Below are 25700 nucleotides of genomic sequence, written 5' to 3'. Positions count from 1 at the left end.
GGTCGGGACCACCGCGTCGAATCACGGACTGACAGCGGGCGCATCTGCCCAACCGACGTCCCTCGCCGAGGCAACCTGTCCATCCTAGCCCCATGACCGCCGTGGGTCACCACCTGTACCGGCCGGGCAGGGCGAAGGTGTGCGAGCACACACGCTCAGAGGGGGTCCTGGGCGAAGGCGTCGCCGATGACCTCCAGCATCCGGTTCTGTGCTGCCTGCGCACGCTGGGGATCGCGCGCGATCAGCGCATGCACGAGCGCATTCACCACGATGGTCTGGGGCAGTCTCGGGGTGCGGGTGATCTCCTCGGCGAACGTGCCCGTACCCAACGAGGCACTCACACCCATCGATGCCACCAGCGCCACCGTTGCGACATCCCCCAGCGGACTGGGAGTGGTCGCGGTCAGCGCGATCACGCTGGCTCCCGCCGCCGCGGCGGCCCGGGCCGGCTGGAGGGTGTCCCGGGTGCTACCCGACCCGCTGATCGCGAGGCACACATCGGCCTCGGTCAGCGCCCGGGCACGGGTACCGCGCAGGACCCGGTCCGGCGGCGCCTCGACGAGGATCCCGGTGGCGTTCAACCGCAACGCCGCCTCCAGCGCGATCGGCTCCGAGAGTCCGGTGCCGACCACCAGGACGCTGCGTGCCCGGTGCAACAGATCCACAGCGCGCACCACATCGGCTTCGGGCAGCAGGGACGGAAGATGCTCCACCGCCGTGCGCACCTGGGCGAGGTACTCACGAACCAGGCCGATGGCGTCGTCCGGACCGGCCGGGCCGGGCAACTCGAACGGGCCGGCGTCCGGGTCGGCTCCCGCCGGTCCCCCGACCTTGCCCGCCGACTCGGCATCCGCCTCGTCCCACCGACGCCCGAGCGGGGACATCGCGCCCACATCCCGGGCAAGGAGGACCCGCAGTTGGGGGTAGCCGGTGAAGCCCAGCCGCTGGGCGGTACGCACCACGGTCGCGCGCGAGGTCCCGGCTGCATCGGCTACTTCCTGCGCCGAGGCCTCGATCGCCCACTCCGGACGGCTCGCGATGACTTCGGCTACCCGCAACTCGCTCGGGTGCAGCAGCGCCATCCCGGCCCGGATCCGCCCCGGAACCGAGCCCAGTTCGGGAACCTGCGGTCCGGTGTTCATACCACCTCGGCATCCACCTCGACCAGCGTGGCCCTGGGGTCACCGGAGATGATCCGGGCTCGCACCCGCGCGGAGATCTGGTCCACCAGGACGGTGATGAGGATGATCACCATCAGCGTGATGCCGATCCGGTCCCAGGCCCGTACGTTGAACAACTGGCTCAGCAACGATCCGATCCCTCCGGCACCGAGGAACCCCAGGATCGCCCCGGCGCGGATGTTGATCTCGAACCGGTACAGCCAGAACGCCATGATCTCCGGCATCACCTGCGGGGTGATCCCCCAACGCAGCACCTGCCACTTGTTCGCCCCGGCGGCACGGGCGGCCTCCACCGGCCCCAGATCGATCCCCTCGATCGCCTCCGAGGTCAGTTTCCCCAGCGTGCCCACAGCGCCCACCCCCAGGGCCATCGCGCCGGCGAGCGGTCCGAGGCCGAAGATCGGGAGCATCACCGCGATCGCCAGGATCAACTCGGGGATCGCGCGGATGATGTTCAGGATCTGCCGTGTCACGAAGACCACGGCCCTGGGTGAGACGTTGGAGGCGGCCAGGAATCCCATCGGGAAGGACAGCAACGCCCCGAGCATGGTGCCGATCCACGCCATGTGCAGCGACTCGATCATCAGCGAGGTCGCACGGGACCAGTACTCGGTGTTCGGATCCACCAACGGGTTCTGCAGCACGCCCTGGGTCATCAGCCGGAAGTACTCCGGCCCGGTGGTGAACAGGTTGGCCAGTCGCGGCCAGTTGGCGTCCACCTGCCAGAGCGCCACCAGGATGATGACCAGGGTGAGGATCATCGCGAGCGTCTTGCGGGTCTTGGATGGCGGAGCCGGCCGGGTGCCCCCGGTGTGAGTCGGGCTGCCGGCGCGCGGTCTCGTTGTCCGGTCGCTCATGTCAGCCTCCGTCGCACCGCGCGGGAGGCTTGGTCAAGCACGAACACCACCACGAACAGGCTGACGATGATCGCACCGAGGCGCTCGTGCTGGAACTGCCCGAGCAACGTGCTGATCAGTGCGCCGATGCCGCCACCGCCGACGATGCCGATGACCACCGAGGCGCGCAGGTTCAACTCGAACACGTAGAAGCAGTAGGACAGGTAGTTCGGAGCGATCTGCGGGAAGATCGCCCACCGGGCCCGCTGGATCCGGTTGCCACCGCCGGCCTCCACCGCCTCGATCGGCCCGGGGTCCACAGCATCGGCGGTCTCGCCGGTGAGCTTGGCGATCACCCCGATGTTGAACATGATCAGCGCCAGAATGCCGGCGAGGGGGCCGGGCAGCACGATCGCGGCGAACAGCGAGCCCAGGGCCACATCGGGCAGGGCCCGCAGCACCGACAGCACCGCCTTGGACACCTGGTACGTGGCCTTGTTCGGTGCCGACGTCTTGCTGGCGAGCATCGCCATCCCCAACCCGATCGCGCAGCCCACCGCGGTGGCCAGGATGGCGATGAAGAGCGTGGTGAGCCACGACTCGATCACCACCGCACGGGTCAGGAAGGCCCAGTCGGGGTCGAAGAACTCGGCGATGACGTGCCGGCCGCGGGTGACATCGGTGAACAACGGCATCAGCGTGAAGTCGATCGACCAACCCGCCCACACGGTGATCGCGGCGGTGATGGTCAGGCCCCCGATGACCGCGGGGCTGGGCTTGGGTTTGCGCGGCCGTGCTGGTGCCGCCGCGGCGGGTCGATCAGCAGTGGCGGTGGTGCTCACGCGATCGCTCCGGGCTCCTTGGCGATCACGTCATCCGCGGTCAGGGATCGACCGTAGATGCGTTCGAAGACTTCGTCGTCGGCTTCCTCACCGGTCCCGTCGAAGACGATCTTGCCCGAGCGCATACCGATGATCCGCTGGCCGTATCGGCGTGCAAGGTCCAGGAAGTGCAGGTTCACCACCGTGGTGATGCCCAGTTCCCGGTTGATCCGCTCCAGATCCTTCATCACCTGGTTCGCCGTCGGCGGGTCCAGGGAGGCCACCGGCTCGTCAGCGAGCATGATCTTGGGGTCCTGGGCAAGCGCCCGGGCGATCGCTACCCGCTGCTGCTGACCGCCGGAGAGTTGGGAGGCGCGGACCCACGCCTTCTCCACGATGCCCACCCGCTCGAGCGCGGTGAAGGCGAGTTCCTTGTCAGCCTTGGAGTACAACGCCAGGGAGGACCGCAGCGTACCGGTGGAATGCAACCGCCCCATCAGGACGTTGTTCATCACCGAGGTGCGCCGCACCAGGTTGAAGGACTGGAAGATCATCCCGATGTCCGAGCGCAGCGCCCGCAGTTTGCGCCGTCCGGCACCCTTGACCGACTCCCCGTCGACGGTCAGATCACCTCCGGTGACGGGAACCAGGCCGTTGATGGACCGCACCAGGGTTGATTTACCGGCACCGGACAACCCGACCACGACCACGAACTGGCCATCCGGGATCGTCAGGTCCACACCGTCCAACCCCTTCACCCCGTTGGGGTAGGTCACGGACACGTCGGAGAACTCGATCATCGCTGCTTCCTCACAGGCCACACACCGGTGGGAGCGGAGTGCTCCTCCGCTCCCCCCGGTCATGGTCACTCGCCGAAGTTGGACTCCACCTGGCGGGCGGCATCCAGCGCGTCCAGGTCCGCCGGGACCAGGTCCTCGATGCTGTACACCTCATCGAAGGCATGCGCGCCGTCCTCGGTTGAGATGACCGCCATCATGGCGTCGGCGATCCGCTGCTGCAGGTCGCCCGACAGGGAGCCGGCGACGGCGACGCCGTCGTTCGGGATCTCATCGGACCACGCGAACACGGTGACCTTCTCACCGATCTCGGGATCCTCTTCCACCACGTTGTCGCGAGCGTCGTCGAAACTCACCCCGACCGGGTAGTCACCACCGGCCACGTTCAGGATGGAGTTCGGGTGGCCTCCGGCGAACTGGGTGTTCAGCCCCAGCGCGTCCAGGCCGGCCACACGCTCGAGTTGGGTGGCCGGGTAGTAGTAACCGGACGCGGAGTTGGCGTCCACCATCGAGATGAGGGTGTCCCCATCGATCAGTGCCAGGGCGTCCTCGCCCACCGGACCGGCATCGGCACTGTCGGTGCCGTTACAGAAGGTGAAGATCGCACCGTCCTCCTGCTCCACCTCGACCACATCGTCCAGGCAGTAGGTGTCGGGGTCGTTGGTGAACCACTGCGTGTGATAAGTGGGCGACCCGAAGCGCACCGATTGCAGCACGATCTCGGCGCCGGCTCGGTCGGCAGCCTGGACCAGGGCGATCGGTCCGAACATGCCGATGTCGGCCTGACCGGTCTCCATCGCGATGATCAAGGCATTGTAGGACTCGGTCACCACCGCTTCGACCTCGATGCCGAGTTCCTCGGAGAGCAGGTCGCCCAGCATGTCGGCGTCCTCCACCAATTTGTCCATGTCCTGGGATGGCACCAGGCCCAGGACGAGGGTGTCGGGGTCCTCCCCGGCGCCATCAGCAGAGTCGGCGTCGTCGCCGTCGTCCTCGGTGACATCCTCGGCCGCGCCGTTGGTGTCGGTGTCCGCGTCGGTGTCGTCGGCCCCGTTGCCGCACGCACTCAGGACGAGCAGGGAGGCGGCGGCCAGCGCCGCCCAGGTCGTGGTTCGCTTCATCGGAGGTTCCTTGTTCTTCAACTCGGTCGGCTACAGATCCCGCGCAACAACGTTTCGTCGGGCACACGCGCTTGTGAACGCACGTTTCACGCTAGTTCACGCTCCGGTTCCGGCGGAAGGCCCGGAAGGTCTCAATTGGGTGAACTCTGGGTGTCCGCACCGGTGCGGTCGTCCGCCACCGCGCCGGCATCACGCGCCCAGCGGCGGATGTGCGGGTACATCGCCTCGAACGTGGTCTCGGTCCGGCTGGCCGGCCCCAGCCCCGCACCGAAGCGGTCCAGGTACATCCCGACCCCGCCCAACGCCATCGCCGGTTCGATGTCGTTACGCCACACGTCACCCACGCTTGCCAGGTGCGCCGGTTCGGCCCCGAATTCGGTCAGGATGCCACTGAGTACCGCGCGCATCCGGGCCGGCTTACCGGCGTCGGGTACCACGGCGTCGAGCCGCTCGGCCACCTCGTGCCGGGCCAGCCACACATCCACCCCGACCAACGGCGCGTTGGTCACCAGGACCACGACCACACCGGCGGCACGCAACTCGTCCAGGAGTTGCGTCAGCCCTTTGGGCGGATGCGTCGCGTCGACGTCCAACTCCGCCCGGGAGGCGAGATAGGCCGCGGACAGGTCCTCCTGGGACAGGTCCTGGCCGCTGAGGGCCACCACCGCCTGGTACCCGTCCTCGCAGTCGGGCAGGGCCCGGCTCCCGGCCAGGAACTCCCTGATCCCGGTGCGTACCCGCTCCCGGCCCGACGGCGGTAGCCGGCCGGCCACCTGCTCGGCGTAATCCAGCACCGGGGCGTCGCCCACGCATACGGTCCCGTCGAAGTCCAGCACCAGGACCGGCCGGGGCGAAGGCGCAGCAGCGGCGGCGGCGGTGCGGGGAGGAGCCGGCCGAGCGCGATCAGGCGTCACTGGTCAGGCGTTGCCGTCGAACAAGGACGTCACCGACCCGTCGTCGAAGACCTCGCGGATGGCCCGTGCGATCAGCGGGGCTATGGACAGCACGGTGAGGGTGTCGAAGCGCTGCTCGGCCGTGATGGGCAAGGTGTCGGTGACGACCACCTCCCGGGCTCCGCACTCCGAGAGCCGTTGGGCGGCCGGGTCGGAGAGCACCCCGTGGGTGGCGGCCACGATCACCGAGGCCGCGCCGGCGCCCTCGAGCACCTTGACCGCCTCGGAGATGGTGCCGCCGGTGTCGATCAGGTCATCGACCAGCACGCAGTCGCGACCCTCCACCTCACCGACCACGCGGTTGGCCACGGCCTGGTTGGGCCGGCCCATATCGCGGGTCTTGTGGACGAATGCCAATGGTCCGCCACCAAGTTTGGCCGCCCAGTGCTCGGCGACCCGGATCCGCCCGGCGTCGGGTGAGACGACGGTGACGTTGGAGGTGTCCACCCGGGTGCGAACGTGCTCGGTCAGGATCGGCATCGCCCACAGGTGGTCCACCGGCCCGTCGAAGAAGCCCTGGGTTTGAGCGGCGTGCAGGTCCACGCTCATCAGCCGGTCCGCGCCTGCGGTCGCGAACAGGTCGGTGACCAGCCGGGCCGAGATCGGCTCGCGACCGCGATGCTTCTTGTCCTGGCGGCCATACCCGTAGAAGGGCACCACCGCGGTGATCTGCTTGGCCGAGGCCCGCTTGAGGGCATCGACCATCAGCAGGTGCTCCATGATCCACTGGTTGATCGGGGCGGTGTGGGACTGCAAAACGAACACGTCGGCACCGCGCACGCTCTCGGCAAACCGGACGTAGATCTCCCCGTTGGCGAAGTCATAGGCGGTGGTGGGCACCATCTCGATTCCCAGTTCGTCGGCCACATCGGCCGCCAGCGAGGGGTGCGCCCTGCCCGAGACCAGCACCAGCCGCTTCTCGCCATAACTCGTGATCCCGGTCATCGCTCCTCATCCAGGTGTGCCGATCCGTGCCGGTTCGCTGCTGTGTCCTGATCCGCCGCGTTGTTCGTCGTGCCGGCCCGGCTCCGCTCGGCCTGCGCCTGGGGCGACAGCTCCGCGGAGGCCCCGTCGCGGTCATCGGCCTCCAGTGCGGCCTGGGCAGCCTGGGCGGCCGGGGTTCCCGCTCGTCTGCTCAACACCCAATTCTCGATGTTTCGCTGCTGCCCCCCGGAGATGCCCAGCGCACCGGGTGGCACGTCGCGGCGTAGCACGGTCCCGGCGCCGGTGTAGGCGCCATCGCCCACCGTCACCGGAGCCACGAACATGTTGTCCGCACCAGTGCGGGCATGGTCTCCGATCGTGGTGCGCCGTTTCGTCACGCCGTCGTAGTTCACCGTCACCGAGGCGGCGCCGATGTTGGTCTCGCGTCCGATCGTGGCGTCGCCGATGTAGGACAGGTGCGGCACCTTCGAACCCGCCCCGATCTGGGCGTTCTTTGTCTCCACGAACGCTCCGATCTTGCCCCGCTCGCCCAGCGCGGTGCCCGGGCGCAGGTACGCGAAGGGACCCACGGTGGCGCCGGCATCGATCTGGGCCCGTTCGCCGTGGCTACGGATGACGGTGGCACCCGGGCCGACCTGAACGTCGGTCAGGGTGGTGTCAGGTCCGATGGTGGCCCCGGTCAGCACGTGGGTCTGACCGTGCAGCTGGGTGCCGGGTAGCAGCGTCACGTCGGGTTCCAGTTCCACACCCACGTCCACCCAGGTGCTGGTCGGATCCACGATGCTGACCCCGGCGCGCATCCAGTGCCGCAGAGTGCGGGCGTTGAGTTCGGCACCCAGGGTGGCCAGCTGCACCCGGTCGTTGACGCCCTCGACCTGCAGGGAGTCGGCCACCACCACCGTGCCCACGCGGTGTCCGGCGCGGTGGGCGTGGGCCAGCACGTCGGTCAGGTAGACCTCACCCTGGTTGTTGCCCGCATCGACCTGACCCAGGCCGTCGCGCAGCACCGCGGCGTCGAAGGCGAACACCCCGGAGTTGATCTCGGTGATGGCGCGCTGCCCGGCGGTGGCGTCACCGTGCTCGACGATGCCGGTGACCGCCCCGTCCTGATCGCGCACGATCCGCCCGTACCCGCTCGCATCGGGCAGGTGCGTGGTCAGCACCGTCACCGCGTTGCCCTGCTCGTGGTGGGTGTCCAGCACCTCCTGCACAGTCTGCGGCTGCAGCAGCGGGACGTCACCGAGAAGGACGACCACGGTGCCACTGATGGCGATCTCATCCGCCCTGGGAAGTTCCTCGCGCTGGTCGCTGGTGGCCATGGCCCGGCCCTGGGCGGCCAGGTCGAGCGCAGCCAGGCCGCACTGCACGGCACGGCCGGTGCCGGGGATCTCGTCCTGGTCGGCGATCAGCACGTCGGGATCCAGGGTCTCGATGTGCTCGGCCACCTGGTCGCGCTGGTGGCGGACCACGGTGACCAAGTGCTCGGGCTCGACTGCGCGGGCGGTGGCAAGCACGTGGCCGAGCAGGGACACTCCCCCGATCGGGTGCAGCACCTTGGCCCTGGCCGACCGCATGCGGGTGCCTTGGCCGGCAGCAAGAATGACAACAGCAGCAGGGGCGGGTCGGCTCACACGCTCCACTGTACTGCTCTGCTGCCAGGGTGCTCAGCCCCATGGTGGTGGTGATCACGTCCACCCCGCTCGGTGGAATCCGGGGGGCGCGAACCGGGCGGCGAAGAACACGACCCGGTACGGCGGCAAGGGCTCCGCCCCCAGGACTCGAACCCGGACCACACGGCACCAAAGGCCGGCGTGCTGCCAATTACACCAGGGCGGAATGCTGCGAGGTTCCCGTGCCCAGGGCCCGGGAACGTCTGCACCAGCGTCGGAGCCTACTGTAGTGTCTCGCAGCGGAACCGACGTCAGGCAGGATGATTCCGTGACCGAGTCGAGCAGACGCCCTCCGCGGGCTCGCATGAGTGCACGCGAACGCCGTGAGCAACTCCTGGATGTGGCGCGTTCGCTGTTCGCCGAGAAGGGGTTCGACTCCACCTCGGTCGAGGAGATCGCCGCCCGGGCCCAGGTGTCCAAACCCGTGGTGTACGAGCACTTCGGCGGCAAGGAGGGCGTCTACGCCGTCATCGTGGACCGTGAGGTGCAAACCCTGCTGGCGGCGTTGACCGGCGCGCTGGAACGCGGCGGCCACCCGAAGGTGACGGTCCAGGCCACCGCTCTGACGTTGCTGGATTACATCGAGACCCATACCGACGGGTTCCGGATCCTGGTGCGCGATTCCCCCGTGGCCCAGGCCACCGGGACGTTCTCCTCCCTGATCGGGGACGTGGCCAGCCAGGTCGAGCACATCCTGGCCTCCACGTTCGAACGCCAGGGCCTGCCGGCCGAGACCTCCCCCATCTACGCCCAGATGCTGGTGGGCATGATCGCCCTCACCGGGCAGTGGTGGCTGGAGACGCGCAGCCCGGACAAGCAACAGGTAGCCGCGCATCTGGTGAACCTGGCTTGGAACGGATTGCGCGGCCTGGAGCGTGATCCCACCCTGACGCCGGCGGCGCTGCGGGTCAGCGCGCAGCGCTGGGCCCGGGGCACCCACGGCCCGGCGGCCACCCCCCCGGCCGCCCCAGAGGGAAGCGCGCGCGGGTGAGCCATCTGGAACTGGATCGCCTGAACAAGTCCTACGGTTCCCTGCGAGCCCTGACGGACCTGAGTTTCGCCGTCGGGGCCGGAGAGATCCTCGGATTCGTCGGTTCCAACGGCGCCGGTAAGACCACGGCGATGCGCATCGTGCTGGGGGTACTCGCGGCCGACTCCGGCCAGGTGCGCTGGAACGGCGCCGAACTGGACCTGCGGGCCCGACGCCAGGTGGGCTACATGCCCGAGGAGCGCGGCCTGTACCCGAAGATGAAGGTGGGCTCCCAACTCGTCTACCTGGCAAGGCTGCACGGGATGTCGAAGCCGGAGGCCACGGCGGCGATGGAGCGCTGGACGCAGGTACTGGCCATCGATTCCCGGCGCGGGGACGAGGTCCAGAAACTCTCCCTGGGCAATCAGCAGCGGGTCCAGTTGGCTGCCGCGCTGGTACACAACCCCAAGGTGCTGGTGCTCGACGAACCCTTCTCCGGGCTGGACCCCGTGGCCGTGGACGTGATGAGTCAGGTGCTACGCGAACGCGCCGCCGAGGGGGTGCCGGTGGTGTTCTCCTCACACCAACTGGACCTGGTGGAGCGCCTGTGTGATCGCGTCGGTGTGATCAGCAACGGGCGGATGGCCGCGGTGGGCACGATCGACGAGTTGCGCACCACGCCCACCCAGCGCTGGCGGGTGGTCAGCAACGCACCAGCGGGCTGGGCGGATGCGGTCCCGGGCACCCGCGTGCTCAGTCAGGACGGCGCGGAGACTGTGATCGAACTGCTGCAGCCCGGCACCGACGCCGAGCAACCCCTGCTGCACGCCGCCCTGGCGCACGGCGGTGTGCGGGAGTTCGCGCTGATCCGTCCGAGGCTGGTGGACCTGTTCCGGAACGTGGTCACCACGGACAGCGACGCCGATGACGGCGGCACCGGGAGCGCCGCATGAGTACGTTCGGCGCGATCACGCTAGTAGCAGGCCGGGAGATCCGCACCAGGCTGTTGTCCAAGGCCACGATCATCGCCACGGTGGTGGTGGTGGTGCTGATCGTAGGCGGTGTGCTGGCGCTGTCGTTGTTGCTGGCCAGCCGGGACAGCTCCGCCACCCGGGTGGGTGTGGCGCAGGAGACCGCCTCCCTCACCCCGGCGCTGGAGCAGACCGGGGCCCAGGCGGGGATGAACCTCGAGGTCGTCGCGGTCGAGGTCGACGCCGCGGATCAGCAGGTCCTGGACGGGGACCTGGCGGCTCACCTGTCCGGGCCACCGGCGAGACCGGTGGTGACGGTGGACGGCATCCCGGGCGTGCAGTTGATGTCGGCGATCACCAATGCCACGCAGCAGTACGCGCTGACCGAACTGGTCACCTCCCTGGGCGGGGACCCGGCGCAGGCTCAGTCCGAACTGGCCGGGGCCGTTCCCTCCCTGCAGGTAATCGAGACCGGCACCGATCTGGACCCGATCAGGATCGTCGTAGCGTTCGTGATGGTCTCGCTGCTGCTGTTCGCGCTGTTGCAGACCACCCAGATGATCGCCACGGGGGTGGTGGAGGAGAAGGTCAGCCGGGTGGTGGAGATCCTGTTGGCCACGATCCGGCCCGGGGTGCTGATGGCCGGCAAGGTGCTGGGTATCGGCGTGGTCGGGGTGGTCCAGGTCACGCTGTTCGCCACCGCCGGGACCCTCACGGCCCTCGCCACGGGCCTGCTGGACGGGGTGCAGGTCAATATCGCAGCCTCCCTGGGTTGGCTGCTGGTGTGGTTCGTGCTCGGGTTCGGTCTCTACGCGGTACTGGTGGGCGGCGTCGCGGCGCTGGTCTCGCGTCAGGAGGACATCGGATCGGTCACCACACCGTTGTTCATCCTGATGATGGCCCCGTTCTACCTGGGCATCTGGCTGGTGCCGTCCAACCCCGACTCCCTGCTGGTGCGGGTGTTGTCCCAGATCCCCTTCTTCGCCCCGTTCATGATGCCGCCGCGGCAGGCCTTCACCGAGGTGCCCGCCACCGACCTGATCGTGGCGGTGGTGGGGGCGCTGGTGCTCATCCCGGTGCTGATCTGGCTCGGCGGGCGGATCTACTCCCGCGCCGTGCTCACCACCGGTGGCCGGATGAAACTGCGCGAGGCCCTGCGAAGTTGAGCGTTCCTCATCGGGCCGACCACTCCCCTGGCCCCCGACGGACCGCCACACGTGCGATATCTCGATGTCGAGTAATCTCGGGGTATGGGCACACCACAGGACGAGGTGGATCGGATCGTCGCCGCCTGGCATCGGGAGCGCCCCGATCTGCCCACACTGCCCCTGTCCGTGTTTTCCCGGATCACCCGCCTGGCCCGGCACTTGGACCGTGCCCGCCGCGCCGCGTTCGCCCAGCACCATCTGGAAGTCTGGGAGTTCGACGTCCTCACCGCACTGCGTCGGGCCGGGGAGCCCTACCAGCTCACCCCGGGTGTGCTGATGAACCAGACCATGGTCTCCTCCGGCACCATGACCAACCGGATCGACCGGCTCGTGGTGCACGGCCTGGTGGTGCGAACCGCCCACCCCGCCGACCGCCGGGTGGTGCAGGTGCGGTTGACCAAGGAGGGCATGGCCACGGTGGATGCTGCGATGAGCGACCTGCTGCGCATCGAGGCGGACGCGCTGAAGACACTGCCGCCGACCGAGCAGACCCACCTGGCCGACCTCCTGCGGCACCTGCTCGTGCAGTTCGAGAGCCCCGGCGCATGAGTCGTCTGCTCGGGCTGGTCACGAACGGGATCGGATCCACCGCCGTGCGGGCAACCCCCTACGTCCCGGATGAGCAATCCGCCGAGGTGGTGGTCTGATGGCTGCCCATCTGCTTGGAGCCGAGGGCCTGCGTCTGGAGTACCCGACGCGCGTGGTCTTCGAGTCGGTGACGCTCGGGCTGGAGGAAGGCGATCGGATCGGGATCGTCGGGCGTAACGGTGACGGCAAGTCGAGCCTGCTGGGGATGTTGTCCGGACAGATCGAGCCGAACGCGGGCCGGGTGACGCGTCGCGGCGGGGTGCGGTTCGGGGTGCTGGACCAGCGCGACGACCTCGATCCGGAAGAGACGGTCGGCCGCTCGATCGTGGGCGACGGGCCCGAACACGAGTGGGCGCGCGACGCCCGCGCCCGCGACGTGATCGGCGGCCTGGCCTCCGATATCCCGTGGGAGACGAGGATCGCCGACCTGAGTGGTGGGCAACGGCGCCGGGTCGCCCTGGCTGCTCTGTTGGTGAGCGACTGGGACCTGCTCGCCCTCGACGAGCCGACGAACCACATGGACGTCGAGGGCGTCGCCTGGCTGGCCGAGCACCTCAAGCGGCGATGGGCGAAAAGCGCCGGCGGGCTGCTGGTGATCACCCACGACCGCTGGTTCCTCGATGAGGTGTGCACCCAGACGTGGGAGGTCCACGACGGGATCGTCGAGCCGTTCGATGGCGGGTATGCCTCCTACGTGCTGCAACGGGTCGAGCGCGACCGGATGGCGGCGGCGAGCGAGGCGAAACGGCAGAACCTCATGCGCAAGGAACTGGCCTGGCTGCGCCGCGGAGCACCGGCCCGCACGTCCAAGCCGAAGTTCCGCATCGACGCCGCGAACCAGCTCATCGAGGACGTCCCCCCGGCGCGCAACCCGATCGAACTGCAACGACTCGCCGTGGCCAGGTTGGGCAAGGACGTGGTGGACATCGAGGACGTCTCGGTGAGTTTCGGTGACCACGAGGTGCTGCGGGACATCACCTGGAGACTCGCGCCCGGTGAGCGCACCGGCGTCCTCGGCGCGAACGGGGCGGGCAAGTCGACCCTGTTGGGATTGATCTGTGGGACGCTGCAGCCGACAACCGGGCGCGTCAAGCACGGCAAGACGGTGCGGATCGGTGTGCTGGACCAGCAGTTCTCCCAACTCGCCGAGATCGGCGGCGACCGGGTACGCGAGGTGCTGGCCCGGACCAGGACCACGTTCACGATCGACGGCAAGGACCACACTCCGGCGCAACTGCTCGAACGCCTCGGTTTCTCCCGCGAACACCTCTCCGCCCGCGTCGAGGATCTCTCCGGAGGCCAGAAGCGCCGCCTGCAACTGCTGCTGTTGCTACTCGGCGAACCCAACGTCATCGCACTGGATGAGCCGACGAACGACGTGGACTCCCAGATGCTCACCGCAATGGAGGACCTGTTGGACTCCTGGCCGGGCACGCTCATCGTCGTCTCCCACGACCGGTACCTGCTGGAACGGGTGACCGACCAGCAGTACGCGATCCTTGACGGCCGGCTGCGGCACGTGCCCGGTGGGGTCGATGAGTACCTGCGGCTGCGGCAGGCGCAGGTGACGACGCAGACCGACCGGCCCGACCTCGCGAGGACGACGTCGGACTCTGAGGACGCGTCGGCGTTGTCCGGCGCAGCGCGTCGAGCGGCCCAGAAGGAGTTCAGCGCAATCGAACGTCGACTGGTGAAGATGGCGGGCAGCATCGAGGCGGTCCATCAGCGCCTGGCCGACCACGACCAGAGCGACTACGAAGGGCTGCAACAGCACACCGACAAGCTGCGTGAGTTGGAGGCCGAAGTCGCGCAGCTGGAGGAACGGTGGCTGGAGCTGTCGGACGTCGTCACCGGCTGACGTTCCGGAGGAAACGCTCGACGGACCCGTCCCGTGCCGGCCGAGGACCCCCGGGCGGCAGCCGTTGCCTGTCCTAGACTCGCATCAGGAGGTGCAGCGTGGTCGACACCCATGTCCCGCAGGGCCGGGATGACCTGTGTGTGGTGCAGGTGCCCCTGTTTCATGGCCTGAACTTTGACGATCAGGTCAAGGTCGCCGACGTCGCCACTCCCACGAGTGTGGATGCCGGCGAGCAGATTTACGCCGCCGGGTCGGACACCTCCCAGTTGATGGTGGTGCACACCGGCGCGGTGAAGGTCTCCCGGGTCGACGCCGAGGGGCGCGAGCAGATCCTGCGAGTGCTGGGGGCGGGTGAGTTCGTCGGTGAGTCGGCGTTCCTGACCGGTGCTCGACCCGATCACTTCACCACCGCGCTGGAACCGAGCAGCATGTGCGTGTTCCGCCATGCCGACCTCGGCCGCCTGGTGGCCGCTCACCCCTCGATCGGGATGCGGATGCTGCAGGAGGTCAGCAAGCGCCTGGCCCAGACCGAGACCCGGCTGGCCTCGGTGATCTCCGGTGATGTGACCTCGCGACTGGCCGAGTACGTGCTCTCCCTGCACGGCACCACCACCGAGGACGGGGTGGTGGTGGAGTTGCCGCTGGCGAAGAAGGACATCGCCTCGCTGCTCGACACCACGCCCGAGTCGCTCAGCCGCCAACTACGCAAGCTGCAACAGTCCGGGATCGCCCACACCCGGGGTGCCCGCGGGCTGATCATCCACGACATCGACGCCCTGATGGACCTGGCCGCCGTCGCCTGAGCCTACGCCCGGGCGTATCGTGTCCGGATGAGTGAGTCGACGCCTCCGCTGCAGCCGGTCCTTGCCCCCTCCGAGGTCGAATTGGGCCTCGACACCTTCGGGGACGTCACCGTCGACACCTCCGGCGCCCCGCGCACCCAGGCCCAGGTGCTGCGCGAGGTAGTCGAGCAGGGCGTGCTGGCCGACGAGGTCGGGGTGGACGCGATCGGCCTGGGCGAGCACCACCGCGACGACTTCGCCATCTCCGCCCCGGAGATCGTGCTGGGGGCCATCGCCAGTAGGACCGAGCAGATCCTGCTGGGCACTGCCGTCACCGTGCTGAGCTCGGACGACCCGGTGCGGGTGTACGAGAAGATGGCCACCCTGGACGGCATCTCATCCGGTCGTGCCGAGGTCACGCTGGGGCGGGGATCGTTCACCGAGTCCTTCCCGCTGTTCGGTCTGGACCTGACCGACTACGAGAAGTTGTTCAGCGAGAAACTCGACCTGTTCGCCGACCTGCGCTCGGAGGGGCCGGTCACCTGGGAAGGAACGGTGCGGGGGCCCCTGCAGGGCGCCCAGGTCTACCCCAAGACCGAGGCAGGGACGCTGCGCACCTGGATCGGAGTGGGCGGGTCACCGGAGTCGGTGCTGCGGGCGGCGCGCTACAACATCCCGATGATGCTGGCGATCATCGGAGGCGACCCGGCCCGGTTCGCGCCCTTCGCCGACTTGTACCGGCGCGCCCTGGGCGAGTTCGGTCTGCAGGAACTCCCGGTGGGCGTGCACGCCCCGGGATTCGTGGCCGCCACCGACGATGAGGCGCGGGAGTTGATGTTCCCCCACTTCAAGGCCAACCGGGACCGGATCGGCGGGGAGCGTGGCTGGCCGCCGACCACCCGCTCCGACTTCGAGGCCGAGGTGGCCTCCGGAGCGGTGTTCGCCGGATCACCGGAGACGGTGGCTACCAAGATCGCCCGCACCGTGCGTCAACTCGGACTGTCCCGATTCGACCTCAAGTACAGCAACGGGCCGATGCCACACGTCCACACGATGGAGGCGATCCGACTGTACGGCACCGAGGTGATCCCGCGGGTGCGCGAGTTGCTCGCCGGCGGCGCCGACTAGCCGGGACGCCCTACTGCGCTGCTCAGGGCTCGATGATCACCTTGCCGGTGGCGTGGCCGGACTCGACCAGGGCCAGCGCCTCGCGGGCCTGGTCCAGGCCGAAGGTGTGACTGATCCGGGGCGTGATCACCTGATAGCCGATCACATCGGTGATCTTGGTGAGGGACTCGGGGTCGGCCTCCCGTCCCGACCCACCGAGCGCAACCGCAGTGTCACCGTCGGCCGCGGAGACGATCCGGGCCGGCGACTTTGCCACCGGGGCGAGGTCACGCAGGGCCTGTCCCCCGACCAGGTCCACCAGCAGGTCCACGCCCTCGGGCAGCAGTTCACGCACCGCCTCGGCCGCTCCCGCACCGGCTGCCACGAACACCGCACCGGTGGACTCTACGAGTTGCCGCTTACCCTCGGAGGCGACACCGATCACGCGGAACTGGTGCACCCGACCGATCTGGGCGGCCAGGTGCCCGACCCCGCCGCCGGCGCCCAGGATCACCAGGCTCTGCCCCTCCTCCAGTTCGATCTGGTGGGTGAGGTCGTAGGCAGTCGTTCCGGCCACCGGGATCAGGGCGGCAGTGGCGAAGGTGAGGTCCTCCGGCTTGGCCACCACGTCGGCGGCCTCCAGGAGGGTGTGGTCGGCGAACCCGCCCTCGCCGTGGGCGACCGGCCCGAGCACCTCGTCCCCGGCCGTCAAGTCCGCCACGTCCGCGCCCACCGCGGTGACCACCCCGGCGACCTCGCGGCCCATCGGCACCGGAACCGGCTCGTGCCGGCCCAGCAGACCCTGGCGGATCTTCCAGTCCACGGGGTTCACCCCGGCTGCCTTGACCTGCACGGTCACCTGGCCCTTGCCCGGCTCGGGCACCGGCCGTTCGGTGAGCTTCTCGCCGTCGGGTCCGCCGTAGGTGGTGAAGACGTACTGCCTCGACATCGTGTGATTCTCCTCGGCCGGCTTCAGAAGGCGGATGGGCGCGCGGTGTAGCCGGCCTTGGCAATAGCGGCGACCAGGTCGTCGGTGGTAGCGACCTCGGCGTCGTGCACGACCTCGACGCGGGCCGAGGCGAAGTGGACCTTCACCGAGTCCACGCCCTTGACCTTGCCGACGCGCTTTTCGATCTTGGCCACGCACGAGGGGCAGGAGAAACCTTCGGCCCGCAGGATCGTGGTGGTCGTGTTACTGGTGGTGGCGCTCATCGTGGCGCTCCCTTCGTGGTTGTCTGGGTCCGTTCCGGGCACCTCGCCCGGGCTGGTGATCCTCAAACTACGCACGTTGGGACTCCATCTCCTTGATACAGGTCAAGTCCGACGGCAGTCCCTGCCCGGTTCCTCGTGGCCGGGTTCAGTGATCGGTACGGACCTGCTCGGTGAGCCGAGCACCCGGCACCGGCCCGTGCACCACAAGCACCTCATCGGCCACCCGGGACAGGCGCACCTGCTCGGCGATCGCCACCGCCGCGGTGTGATCGGCCGCGAGCGCGGCGATGGTGGGACCGGACCCGGAGACGACTGTGGCCAGGGCATCGGTACCCTCGAACGCGGCCAGGACCTGCGTCAGGTCTGGGCGCAGGTGCACCGCCGGTTCGGCCAGATCGTTGACCAGGTGACGGGTGAGTCGGCTGGGTTCCCCGGTGAGCAACGCCTTCATCATCGACGGCGGCACGCTCACCCGACGGTTGGGCGGGATCGCCCCGGAGGCGTCCAGGAAGGCAAACACCTCGGGGGTGGGCAGCCCGGTCTCGCTGACCGCCAGCACCCAATGGTATCGCCCACGCGCCAACGCCGGCGTGAGCATGTCTCCCCGGCCCACGCCCAGCGCGGTCTGCCCGGTCAGCGCGAACGGCACGTCCGCGCCGAGTTCAGCGGCCAGGTGGCCCAGTTCCTCCCGGTCCAGCCCGGTGCCCCACAGTTGATCGCACGCCAGTAGCGTGGCGGCGGCGTCGGCGGAGCCTCCCCCCATGCCGCCGGCCACCGGGACCTCCTTGGTGATGTGCAGGTGCACCCCCGTGCTGGTCCCGGTGGCATCGGCCAGCAGGGTGGCGGCGCGATGGGCCAGGTTCCGCTCATCGGTGGGCACCTGCTCGGCGTGCCGGCCGCTGACGCTGACGGAGATGTCATCGGCGACCCGGGCGCGCACGTCCTCGAACAGGCTGACCGCTTGGAACACCGTGGCCAACGGGTGGTAACCGTCCCGGCGCACCGGGCCCACTCGCAGACGCAGGTTGATCTTGCCGGGAGCGCGCACGTGCACCGCATCCGGCCGGGGCATGGTGGCCGCGCTCACCGGGACTCCTCGGCGTCCTGGGTGGCGCGCTCGCCGGTGCTGCCCAACTCGGCTCCGGCAGCCGCGATGGCGGCGAAGCCCGTGATGTCCACCCGCTCCCCCCGCAGGGTGGGCTCGATCCCGGCGCGGCGCAGCACCTGCTCAGCCCTCGTCGTCGTCCCGGCCCAGGCGGCCAGCGCCGAGCGCAGCATCTTGCGGCGCTGGGCGAACGCGGCATCGATCACCTCGAACACCTGCTCCCGGGTGGCGCTGGTGGGCGGCGGATCCCGCCGGACCAGGCGCACCAGTGCCGAGTCCACATTGGGCGCCGGCCAGAACACCGATCGTCCGATCGATCCGGCTCTGCCCGCCGCGGCGTACCAGGCAACCTTGGCCGAGGGGACCCCGTAGGTGCGCGATCCGGGCGGTGCAGCGAGCCGGTCGGCCACCTCCGACTGGACCATCACCAGGACCTCGCGCAGGCTGGGGTAACGCTCCAGGAAGGTCAACAGCACCGGGACGGCCACGTTGTAGGGCAGGTTCGAGACGAGTTTCAGCGGATCGGCCGGCAACTCCCCCGGGTCCATCGCGTCCATGGTGAGCACGGTCAGGTCGGCGCCGCTGCCGGGCGCCTGCACCGCCACCGTCTCCGGCAGCGCCCCGGCCAGCACGGGATCGACCTCCACCGCGATTACCCGGGCACCGGCGTCCAACAGTCCCAACGTGAGGGAGCCCAGACCCGGCCCCACCTCCACCACCACCTCCCCGGGGGTGACCGCGGCGGCGCGCACGATCCGGCGCACGGTGCCGGGGTCGGTGACGAAGTTCTGCCCGAGCGCCTTGGTGGGACGCACTCCCAGGCGCTGGACGAGGTCGCGCACGTCGGAGCCGGTGAGCAGGCGGACATCGGCTGTGAACGGGCTCACACTCACGACCCTAGGGCAGACCCGTCGCCGGTGGCGTCCAGGAAGTCCCGCCACGCGGCGGTGGTGGTGATCTGGCGCGGACCGGTCAGCATCCCACCGTCCACCGGCAGGGTGATTCCGGTGATCCACGCCGCGTCGGCGGATGCGAGGAACGCGATCGCCGCGGCGATGTCCTCGGGTTCACCGGGGCGGCCCAGCGGGATCAGCGGGGCGTTCCGGTCCGCACCACCGCGCTGACCGTCCCACACCCGGGTGCGCACGGTGCCCGGGGCCACCACATTGATCCGTAGCCCCCGCGCGGCCAGGTCGATCGCCAGGTTCCTGGTCAGGGCAGTCAGGCCCGCCTTCGCCGAGGAGTACGGCTCGGAGCCGAAGGCGGCGAGGCCGTTGATCGAACTGACCGAGACGATCGAGCCACCCTCCCGCAAGTGCGGTACCACCGCCCGGATACAGCGCATCACCCCGGTCAGGTTCAGATCAAGTTCGTGCGCCCACTCGTCGTCGTCCATCTCCTCGATCGGGGGGTGCGGCCGGGCTCCCCCGGCCACGTTCGCCAACACGTCCAAGCCGCCGGCCCATCGGGCGCCGGTGGTGACCGCCTCGTTCACACTCTCGGTGTTGGTGACGTCGCAGGCCAGGGCCAGGGCGTGGTCGCCCGGGTACTGTGCGGCCACCTCACCCGCCGCATCGGCGTCGACGTCGGCGAGCACCACCCGGGCACCCTCGGCCAGGAATCGTTGGGCCGTGGCACGTCCGATCCCGTGCCCGGCGCCGGTGACCAGGACGGTGGAACCGGTGAAACGATCCGGAATTGGTGCGGGCATCAAGTACTCCATCGGTCGGCGGTGCAGGCTCGGTCAGCCTAGCGACCGGACCGACCGCCCGCCCGCCCGGGACCGGCTCGCGTCAGCGCAGCCCGAGCACTGAGGAGCAGTGCGGCCACTGGCCCCAACCGGAGCGGGCCTGCAACGCCTGAGCGCGCTGGGTCTGCTCCGCCGGGGAGGCCTCCGAGGGCAGCCCCGAGCCGCCCACGGACTGCCACGTGGCCACCGAGAACTGGTAGAGCCCGTGGTAGGTGCCCGAGGGGGAGACCGCACGCGGGTTCCCGCCGGACTCGCACTGGGCCAACCGGGCCCAGACGTCACCTGAGACCGAGCCGCCACCGGTGGAGCCGCTGGTGGAGTCCGAACCGGACGAACCCGACGAGCCGGAGGAACCGGACGAACCCGACGAGCCGGAGGAACCGGACGAACCCGACGAGCCGGAGGAACCGGACGAACTGGACGAACCCGACGAACTTGTGCCGCTGGAACGCGTGGGGGCCGGCTGCGGCGCCGGGCGTACGGCGGTGCCGACTTCCACGACCCGGTCCTGGGGTTCGGTGGTGACCTCCACCCCGATGTGCTTGGTGGACTCGACCTCACCGTCCACCAGGACCTGGGCACTGGTGTACGTGCGTTCGCCGTCGGCGCCCTCGGCTACCACCCGGGATTGGCCGCGGTACAGGTCGGCAGTCTCGCGCTGGACCGATTCGTGCTCGATGGTCTCGGTGTGGGTGACGCGCTCGTTCTGAACCCGCTGCACGGTCAGTACGGGGGTGCCCTGGTCTCCCATGCTCAGGCTCACCCGGTCGGCCGGGTTGATCTCGATCTCGGCAAGGCGCAGCACACCGGCCAGATCGGCGGTGCCACTGGGTGAGACGGTGCGCTCCTCACCGTCGATGTGAATCTGCACCGGGCCACCCTGGGTCAGCGGCATGGCCAGTTCGGCACGCCCGGAGGAGCGGGAGGCGGTCATGGCCACCTCGCGGCCGCTGGCTGCGAGGTGCTCCAGGGCCTCATCCGCGGAGAGCGCGGTGGTCCACAGGGTCTCGAACTCACCCTCGACCTGGAACTCCACCTGCTGGGCGCTGCGCACCACAACCTGGGCACCGTCGCGCAGACGCTCCTGCGGGGCCGGCACCACCAGGTCACGCTCGGCCGGTTCGATGCCCTCGGCCGCCAGCAGTGCCTCGATGTCCCGGCTGAACGTGGACACCTCGTGGATCTGCCCGTCGACGTCCAGTTCGACCGTCTTGTGCGCCGCGGCGGTCAGTCCTCCTGCTGCGCCCAGGGCCACGACCAGCGCCCCGGCCGCCACCAGCCTGCGCCGTCGACGCGGCGTGGCCGCGCCGGCTCCAGCGTCCTCCGTGGCTTGGTCACCGGTGTCCGGCTGCTCATGGGAACCGTCGGTCGCGGCGGGGGCGTCGGCGGTTACGTCGACGTCGGACCGGGATTGGTCAGGGCTGTCGGATCGCGACTTACGGAAGAGACTCACAAACGTCCTACGGGTCGTGCCGGATCACCGGCGGGAGGGATAGCCGAGTTGGTGGCTGAGCGGTCGTCGCGCGGGGCGCAACGTCACCGCGCGACTGTAATCGAATTGTGACCGTCCGGCCAGGGTCTGTGAGCGCACTCACGACCGGCCAGGGCCAGTCGGCACGGGTTGGCGCCCCTCAGTACCAGTTCCGCTGCTGGGAGTGGGCCCAGGCTGCACATGGGTTGCCGTACCGGCCGGAGATGTAGTTCAGGCCCCAGGTGATCTGGGTGGCGGGGTTGGTGCGCCAGTCCGAACCGGCCGAGGCCATCTTGCTACCGGGCAGCGACTGCGGGATCCCGTAGGCGCCCGAGGAAGGGTTCTGGGCGCGGTGGTTCCAGTTCGACTCCTTCTGCCAGAGCCGGTCCAGGCAGCTGAACTGGTCACTGCCCCAGCCGCGGTCGGCGACCATCTGCCGGGCGATCGACCGGGGATCGCCGGAGTAGGAGCCCGAGGAGGAGGGCTCGGACGAACTGGAGCCGGAGGAACTCGACGAACTAGAACTCGAGGAACTCGAGGAGCCGGAGTTCGACGAACTTGAACTCGAGGAGCCGGAACTGGAGGAAGTGGCGGTGGGCGCGGGCTGGGGTGCGGCAGTACCGACCAGGACCACCTCGGTGACCGGAGCGCTGGCCAGGATCTCGGACTGAATGGTGCGGGAGACCTCCTCGCCGTCCTCGTAGGTGGCGACGTAGGTGCGGACCCGCTCGCCGTTCACGCCGGCCGTCTGGACCTGGCGGTTCCCCCGGGTCAGCGAACTGGTGTAACGCTCCTCGGTCTCATAGGCGATCTCCTCCGTCTCGGCACCGAAGACGGTGCCGACGCGGGTCACCTCGATCTCGTCCCCATCCTCCGGCGGCTTGTTCATCGGCGCGGAGACCTCATCATCCAGCCCCACCAGGATTCCGTGATCGATCAACGCATCGGCAAGGGTGGGAGCCCCGGAGGTGATATCCAGTTCGTCACCGTCGATGGTGGCGGTGAAGGTGACCGGGTCGGCCTCCAGGGAGTCCAGGTCGGTCCGCTCATCGCCACTGCGGGAGACCTGGGACCAGACGCCGCGGGCGTCCAGGTCCGGTCCGGCTGCGGGCTCCTGATCAGTGGATCCCCCGCTCAGCGGCGCGATACCCCCGGTGAAGGAGGCGAAACCGACCGAGCCGGCCATGATCACGGCCAGGGCACCGGCACCGATGGCACGTTTCAGGGACCTCGGTAGCCCAGCGGTCGTCGAACCGGCCGCACGGTGGCGGCGCTCGGACCCGGATGCAGTTGACTCAGAATTGGATGACACAGAAACGGGCGTCCTTCGGCTACGTGACGACTGTGGAGGGTACAGCCACCCCCGACCGTAACCGATCTGTGACCTTCTCGGCCAGCCCCCGAGAGGATATTCCTGCCCAGGTGGTGACCCGGAGAGTCCGGGTCACCGTGCGGGCATCCCGGGTCCCGCTGCGCACCCGTGCCGGTGAGGCCTCACCAGGGCCCGTAGATCTCCTCACTGGTGCGGGTGATCGCCGCGCCCAGGACGGCGGGGTCCTCACCGCGCACCTGCGCCAGGGCCCGCACCGTGTGCGGAACCAGGTACGGGCCGTTCGGAGCGCCTCGCCACGGGTGCGGGGTCAGGAACGGTGCGTCGCTCTCCACCAGCAACTGGCTCACCGGCACCGCCAGCGCCGCCTCGCGCAGGTAGTGGGCGTTCTTGAAGGTCACCGTGCCGGCGAAGGACAGGAAGAAGCCGCGCTCCGCGCACTCCCGCGCGAAGTCGGCGTCACCGGAGAAGCAGTGCAGCACCGTGACCGGAGGCGGCCCGTCCGCGTCGAGCACGGCCAGGATCTCCGCGTGCGCCTCGCGATCATGCACTTGCATCGGTAGGTCCAACTCCTTGGCCAGGGCGATGTGCTCGCGGAAGGAGCGGTGCTGGCTGGCCCGGCCTCGCTCACCGGTACGGAAGAAGTCCAGTCCGGTCTCGGCGATGGTGCGCACCCGTTCGTGACCGGCCAGGCCGGCGATCTGTGCGATGGCCTCGTCCAGACCGACTCGGTGCCGCTCCAGCACGTGCGGCTCCAGTCCGTCCGGTGCTACCTCCCGCACCCCGTCGTGCAGCGGTGCCTCGTTGGGGTGGATCGCCACACCGGCCAGCACCTTCGGGTGCGCGGCCGCCATGGCCACACTGGCAGGGGCGCTGTCCAGGTCACAACCCACCTGTAGCACCCGGCCCACCCCGACGGCCGCTGCCCGGCGCAGGTGCGCTGCCACGCCCGGGTCACCCGCGCCGTCGTCCAGTACGTCACCGACATGAGTCAGGTGGGTGTGGTTGTCCACCAGCGGGACCTCGAACGGCTCGGGGTCCGGTGGCCACCCGCGCGACCGTGCCATCAGCGCTTCCCGCGATGCGGCAAGCGCGCGATCGGGCGGGCCGGGTGAGCCCGGCGGTGCTGGAGGCAGGTCATCCGGTGACGCCGGCGGCCCCAGCGGTGCACTCGGCAGACCATCAGGACGCCGGGATCCCGAGCCGCGCTCGTTCGGACTCGACCACCTCGGTGTCCAGTTTGGTGAACACCGGTGTGGGTGCATCGATCGTGGTGCCCGGGGTCACCGGCACCGACGCCCACGGCGGGGTCCGGGTGTACTCACCGGTGATCACCATGTAGTCGCGGGTGACGTCGTCCATGTCGTCCACGCGCTCACTGCGCGGCATCGGCATGAACTCACTGGTCCCACCGAGCACGGTGTGCACACGGTTGGCGGCGTGCGGCAGGAACGGGGCCAGAATCCGGTTGAGGTCACTGACCGCCTGGGCCAGCACGTGCAGGACGGTGCCCAGCCGGCCCCGCTGCTCGGGTGCCTTGAGTTTGAACGGTTCGGTGACCGAGATGTACTTGTTCACCTCACCCACCACCGCCATCGCCTCGGCGATCGCGGCGCGCTGGCGGTGCCGCTCGATCAGGTCGCCCACGGTCCCGAAAGCGGCGCGCACGCGGGAGAGCACCTCGGTGTCCACCGGCTCCAGGTCGGCTACCGGGGGGATCTCCCCGAAGTTGCGGTGGATCATCGTGGCGGTGCGGTTCACCAGGTTTCCCCAGCCGCCCACCAATTCTGCGTTGTTGCGCTGGACGAACTCGGCCCAGGAGAAGTCGGCATCGGCCGTCTCGGGTCCGTTGGCGCTGATGAAGTAGCGCAGCGGGTCCGGTCCGTACCGCTCCAGCACCTCGCGTACGTAGATCACGTGGGAACGCGAGGTGGAGAAGGCCCGCCCCTCCATCGTCATGAACTCCGACGCCACCACCTGGGTGGGCAGGTTCAGTGTCCCGTAGGTTCCCGGTTCCCCTCCGGCGTCGCCGGCTCCGGCGTAGGCGAGCAACTCGGCCGGCCAGATCTGGGAGTGGAAGGTGATGTTGTCCTTGCCCTGGAAGTAGTATGACTGGGCCTGCGGATCGGACCACCAGTCCCGCCAGCGCTCCGGCTCACCGATCCGGCGGGCCCACTCGATCGAGGCGGAGAGGTACCCGATCACGGCGTCGAACCAGACGTACAGCCGCTTGTTCGGGTTGTCCCGCCATCCCTCCAGCGGGATGGGGATCCCCCAGTCGATATCGCGGCTCATCGCCCGGGGGCGCATGTCCTTGAGCAGGTTCAGGGAGAAGTTGATGACGTTGGGGCGCCAGGTGCCCGAGGCCGCGCGCTCCTCCAGCCATTCCCGCATCGTCTCGGCCAGGGCGGGCAGATCGAGGAAGAAGTGGTTGGTCTCGATGAACTCGGGCGTCTCGCCGTTGACCTTGGAACGGGGATCGATCAGGTCGGTGGGGTCGAGTTGGTTGCCGCAGTTGTCGCACTGGTCCCCGCGGGCGTCCGGGTAGGCACAGATGGGGCAGGTGCCCTCGATGTACCGGTCCGGCAGGGTCCGCCCGGTGGAGGGACTGATCGCACCGGAGGTGGTCTGCTCGATCATGTAGCCGTTGCGGTGGCAGGTGGTGAACATCTCCTGCACCACCTGGATGTGATTGGCGGTGGTGGTGCGGGTGAACAGGTCATAAGACAAGCCCAGGTTCACCAGGTCGGCGACGATGATCTCGTTGTTCTCATCGGCCAACTCCTGCGGGCTCACACCCTGGGCGTCGGCGGTGACCAGGATCGGGGTCCCGTGCTCATCGGTCCCGGAGACCATCAGCACCTCGTGGCCGGACATGCGCATGTACCGGCTGAACACGTCGGAGGGAACGCCGAAGCCGGCGACATGGCCGATGTGCCGGGGGCCGTTGGCATAGGGCCAGGCCACCGCGGAGAGTATGCGGGTCATGTCTCCCGATCCTAACGGCCGGTCGCCGTCGTTCCC

Annotated in this window: 24 protein-coding genes and 1 tRNA gene; 7 read left to right on the top strand and 18 right to left on the bottom strand. The window is 69.2% G+C overall.

Annotated elements, in window-relative coordinates; genetic code table 11:
* Positions 1-155: 155 nt before the first annotated feature.
* The 9 genes from ACO0LU_RS06270 to ACO0LU_RS06230 all read right to left on the bottom strand — a co-directional run bounded on the left by ACO0LU_RS06270 (position 156) and on the right by ACO0LU_RS06230 (position 8490).
* Complete coding sequence (locus tag ACO0LU_RS06270; protein WP_424790545.1) at positions 156-1142, bottom strand: MurR/RpiR family transcriptional regulator; 987 nt, start codon at positions 1140-1142, stop codon at positions 156-158.
* A complete protein-coding gene (gene phnE / locus ACO0LU_RS06265; protein WP_424790544.1) occupies positions 1139-2038 on the bottom strand; it encodes a phosphonate ABC transporter, permease protein PhnE in 900 nt (299 codons plus the stop codon). The genes ACO0LU_RS06270 and phnE (ACO0LU_RS06265) overlap by 4 nt, the downstream gene beginning before the upstream one ends.
* Positions 2035-2859: a phosphonate ABC transporter, permease protein PhnE gene (gene phnE / locus ACO0LU_RS06260; protein WP_424790543.1), complete on the bottom strand. Its 825-nt coding sequence runs from the start codon at positions 2857-2859 to the stop codon at positions 2035-2037. Before phnE (ACO0LU_RS06260) ends, phnE (ACO0LU_RS06265) begins: the two co-directional genes overlap by 4 nt.
* Entirely contained in the window at positions 2856-3638 is a 783-nt protein-coding gene (gene phnC, locus ACO0LU_RS06255; RefSeq protein WP_424790542.1) for a phosphonate ABC transporter ATP-binding protein, read from the bottom strand. Before phnC ends, phnE (ACO0LU_RS06260) begins: the two co-directional genes overlap by 4 nt.
* Before the next feature lie 65 nt (positions 3639-3703).
* Positions 3704-4756 (bottom strand): phosphate/phosphite/phosphonate ABC transporter substrate-binding protein, encoded by a 1053-nt coding sequence (gene phnD / locus ACO0LU_RS06250; RefSeq protein WP_424790541.1) that lies wholly within the window; start codon positions 4754-4756, stop codon positions 3704-3706.
* A 131-nt stretch (positions 4757-4887) separates the two neighbouring features.
* Positions 4888-5670, bottom strand: coding sequence for an HAD family hydrolase (locus tag ACO0LU_RS06245; RefSeq protein ID WP_424790540.1), 783 nt, complete (start codon positions 5668-5670; stop codon positions 4888-4890).
* Between the two features lie 3 nt (positions 5671-5673).
* Complete coding sequence (locus tag ACO0LU_RS06240) at positions 5674-6654, bottom strand: ribose-phosphate diphosphokinase (RefSeq protein WP_424790539.1); 981 nt, start codon at positions 6652-6654, stop codon at positions 5674-5676.
* Positions 6651-8285: a bifunctional UDP-N-acetylglucosamine diphosphorylase/glucosamine-1-phosphate N-acetyltransferase GlmU gene (gene glmU / locus ACO0LU_RS06235; RefSeq protein WP_424790538.1), complete on the bottom strand. Its 1635-nt coding sequence runs from the start codon at positions 8283-8285 to the stop codon at positions 6651-6653. The genes ACO0LU_RS06240 and glmU overlap by 4 nt, the downstream gene beginning before the upstream one ends.
* 132 nt (positions 8286-8417) lie before the next feature.
* Positions 8418-8490: transfer RNA gene (locus ACO0LU_RS06230), tRNA-Gln, on the bottom strand.
* 138 nt (positions 8491-8628) lie between these two features.
* On the opposite strand from ACO0LU_RS06230, the gene ACO0LU_RS06225 reads away from it, so the two are divergent.
* The 7 genes from ACO0LU_RS06225 to ACO0LU_RS06195 all read left to right on the top strand — a co-directional run bounded on the left by ACO0LU_RS06225 (position 8629) and on the right by ACO0LU_RS06195 (position 15829).
* Positions 8629-9315 (top strand): TetR family transcriptional regulator, encoded by a 687-nt coding sequence (locus tag ACO0LU_RS06225; protein ID WP_424788030.1) that lies wholly within the window; start codon positions 8629-8631, stop codon positions 9313-9315.
* Positions 9312-10247, top strand: coding sequence for an ABC transporter ATP-binding protein (locus ACO0LU_RS06220; protein ID WP_424790537.1), 936 nt, complete (start codon positions 9312-9314; stop codon positions 10245-10247). The genes ACO0LU_RS06225 and ACO0LU_RS06220 overlap by 4 nt, the downstream gene beginning before the upstream one ends.
* A complete protein-coding gene (locus tag ACO0LU_RS06215) occupies positions 10244-11431 on the top strand; it encodes an ABC transporter permease (protein ID WP_424790536.1) in 1188 nt (395 codons plus the stop codon). The genes ACO0LU_RS06220 and ACO0LU_RS06215 overlap by 4 nt, the downstream gene beginning before the upstream one ends.
* 84 nt (positions 11432-11515) lie before the next feature.
* A complete protein-coding gene (locus ACO0LU_RS06210) occupies positions 11516-12022 on the top strand; it encodes a MarR family winged helix-turn-helix transcriptional regulator (protein WP_424790535.1) in 507 nt (168 codons plus the stop codon).
* Positions 12023-12119: 97 nt separating this feature from the next.
* Entirely contained in the window at positions 12120-13919 is a 1800-nt protein-coding gene (locus ACO0LU_RS06205; protein WP_424790534.1) for an ABC-F family ATP-binding cassette domain-containing protein, read from the top strand.
* A 98-nt stretch (positions 13920-14017) separates the two neighbouring features.
* Positions 14018-14722 (top strand): Crp/Fnr family transcriptional regulator, encoded by a 705-nt coding sequence (locus ACO0LU_RS06200; protein ID WP_424790533.1) that lies wholly within the window; start codon positions 14018-14020, stop codon positions 14720-14722.
* Between the two features lie 27 nt (positions 14723-14749).
* Positions 14750-15829, top strand: coding sequence for an LLM class flavin-dependent oxidoreductase (locus ACO0LU_RS06195; RefSeq protein WP_424790532.1), 1080 nt, complete (start codon positions 14750-14752; stop codon positions 15827-15829).
* Between the two features lie 22 nt (positions 15830-15851).
* On the opposite strand, the gene ACO0LU_RS06190 is transcribed toward ACO0LU_RS06195, so the two are convergent.
* The 9 genes from ACO0LU_RS06190 to metG form a co-directional block, all read right to left on the bottom strand.
* Complete coding sequence (locus ACO0LU_RS06190; RefSeq protein ID WP_424790531.1) at positions 15852-16757, bottom strand: NADP-dependent oxidoreductase; 906 nt, start codon at positions 16755-16757, stop codon at positions 15852-15854.
* A 23-nt stretch (positions 16758-16780) separates the two neighbouring features.
* A complete protein-coding gene (locus tag ACO0LU_RS06185; RefSeq protein ID WP_424790530.1) occupies positions 16781-17020 on the bottom strand; it encodes a heavy-metal-associated domain-containing protein in 240 nt (79 codons plus the stop codon).
* 145 nt (positions 17021-17165) lie between these two features.
* Positions 17166-18107, bottom strand: a complete 942-nt coding sequence (locus ACO0LU_RS06180) for a 4-(cytidine 5'-diphospho)-2-C-methyl-D-erythritol kinase (protein WP_424790529.1) — start codon at positions 18105-18107, stop codon at positions 17166-17168.
* Positions 18104-19012, bottom strand: coding sequence for a 16S rRNA (adenine(1518)-N(6)/adenine(1519)-N(6))-dimethyltransferase RsmA (rsmA, locus tag ACO0LU_RS06175; RefSeq protein WP_424790528.1), 909 nt, complete (start codon positions 19010-19012; stop codon positions 18104-18106). The genes ACO0LU_RS06180 and rsmA overlap by 4 nt, the downstream gene beginning before the upstream one ends.
* Before the next feature lie 2 nt (positions 19013-19014).
* Positions 19015-19836 (bottom strand): SDR family NAD(P)-dependent oxidoreductase, encoded by an 822-nt coding sequence (locus ACO0LU_RS06170; RefSeq protein ID WP_424790527.1) that lies wholly within the window; start codon positions 19834-19836, stop codon positions 19015-19017.
* 82 nt (positions 19837-19918) lie between these two features.
* Positions 19919-21328, bottom strand: coding sequence for a transglycosylase family protein (locus ACO0LU_RS06165; RefSeq protein WP_424790526.1), 1410 nt, complete (start codon positions 21326-21328; stop codon positions 19919-19921).
* Between the two features lie 178 nt (positions 21329-21506).
* Complete coding sequence (locus tag ACO0LU_RS06160; protein ID WP_424790525.1) at positions 21507-22658, bottom strand: G5 domain-containing protein; 1152 nt, start codon at positions 22656-22658, stop codon at positions 21507-21509.
* Between the two features lie 182 nt (positions 22659-22840).
* Entirely contained in the window at positions 22841-23743 is a 903-nt protein-coding gene (locus ACO0LU_RS06155; RefSeq protein ID WP_424790524.1) for a TatD family hydrolase, read from the bottom strand.
* A gap of 115 nt (positions 23744-23858) precedes the next feature.
* Entirely contained in the window at positions 23859-25664 is a 1806-nt protein-coding gene (metG, locus tag ACO0LU_RS06150) for a methionine--tRNA ligase (protein ID WP_424790523.1), read from the bottom strand.
* Positions 25665-25700: the final 36 nt, after the last annotated feature.

Source organism: Pseudactinotalea sp. Z1748, from assembly GCF_049725185.1.
Classification (GTDB): domain Bacteria; phylum Actinomycetota; class Actinomycetes; order Actinomycetales; family Beutenbergiaceae; genus CALKWS01.
The sequence above is the reverse complement of the archived record's forward strand: the minus strand, read 5'-3'. Positions and strand labels throughout refer to the sequence as shown.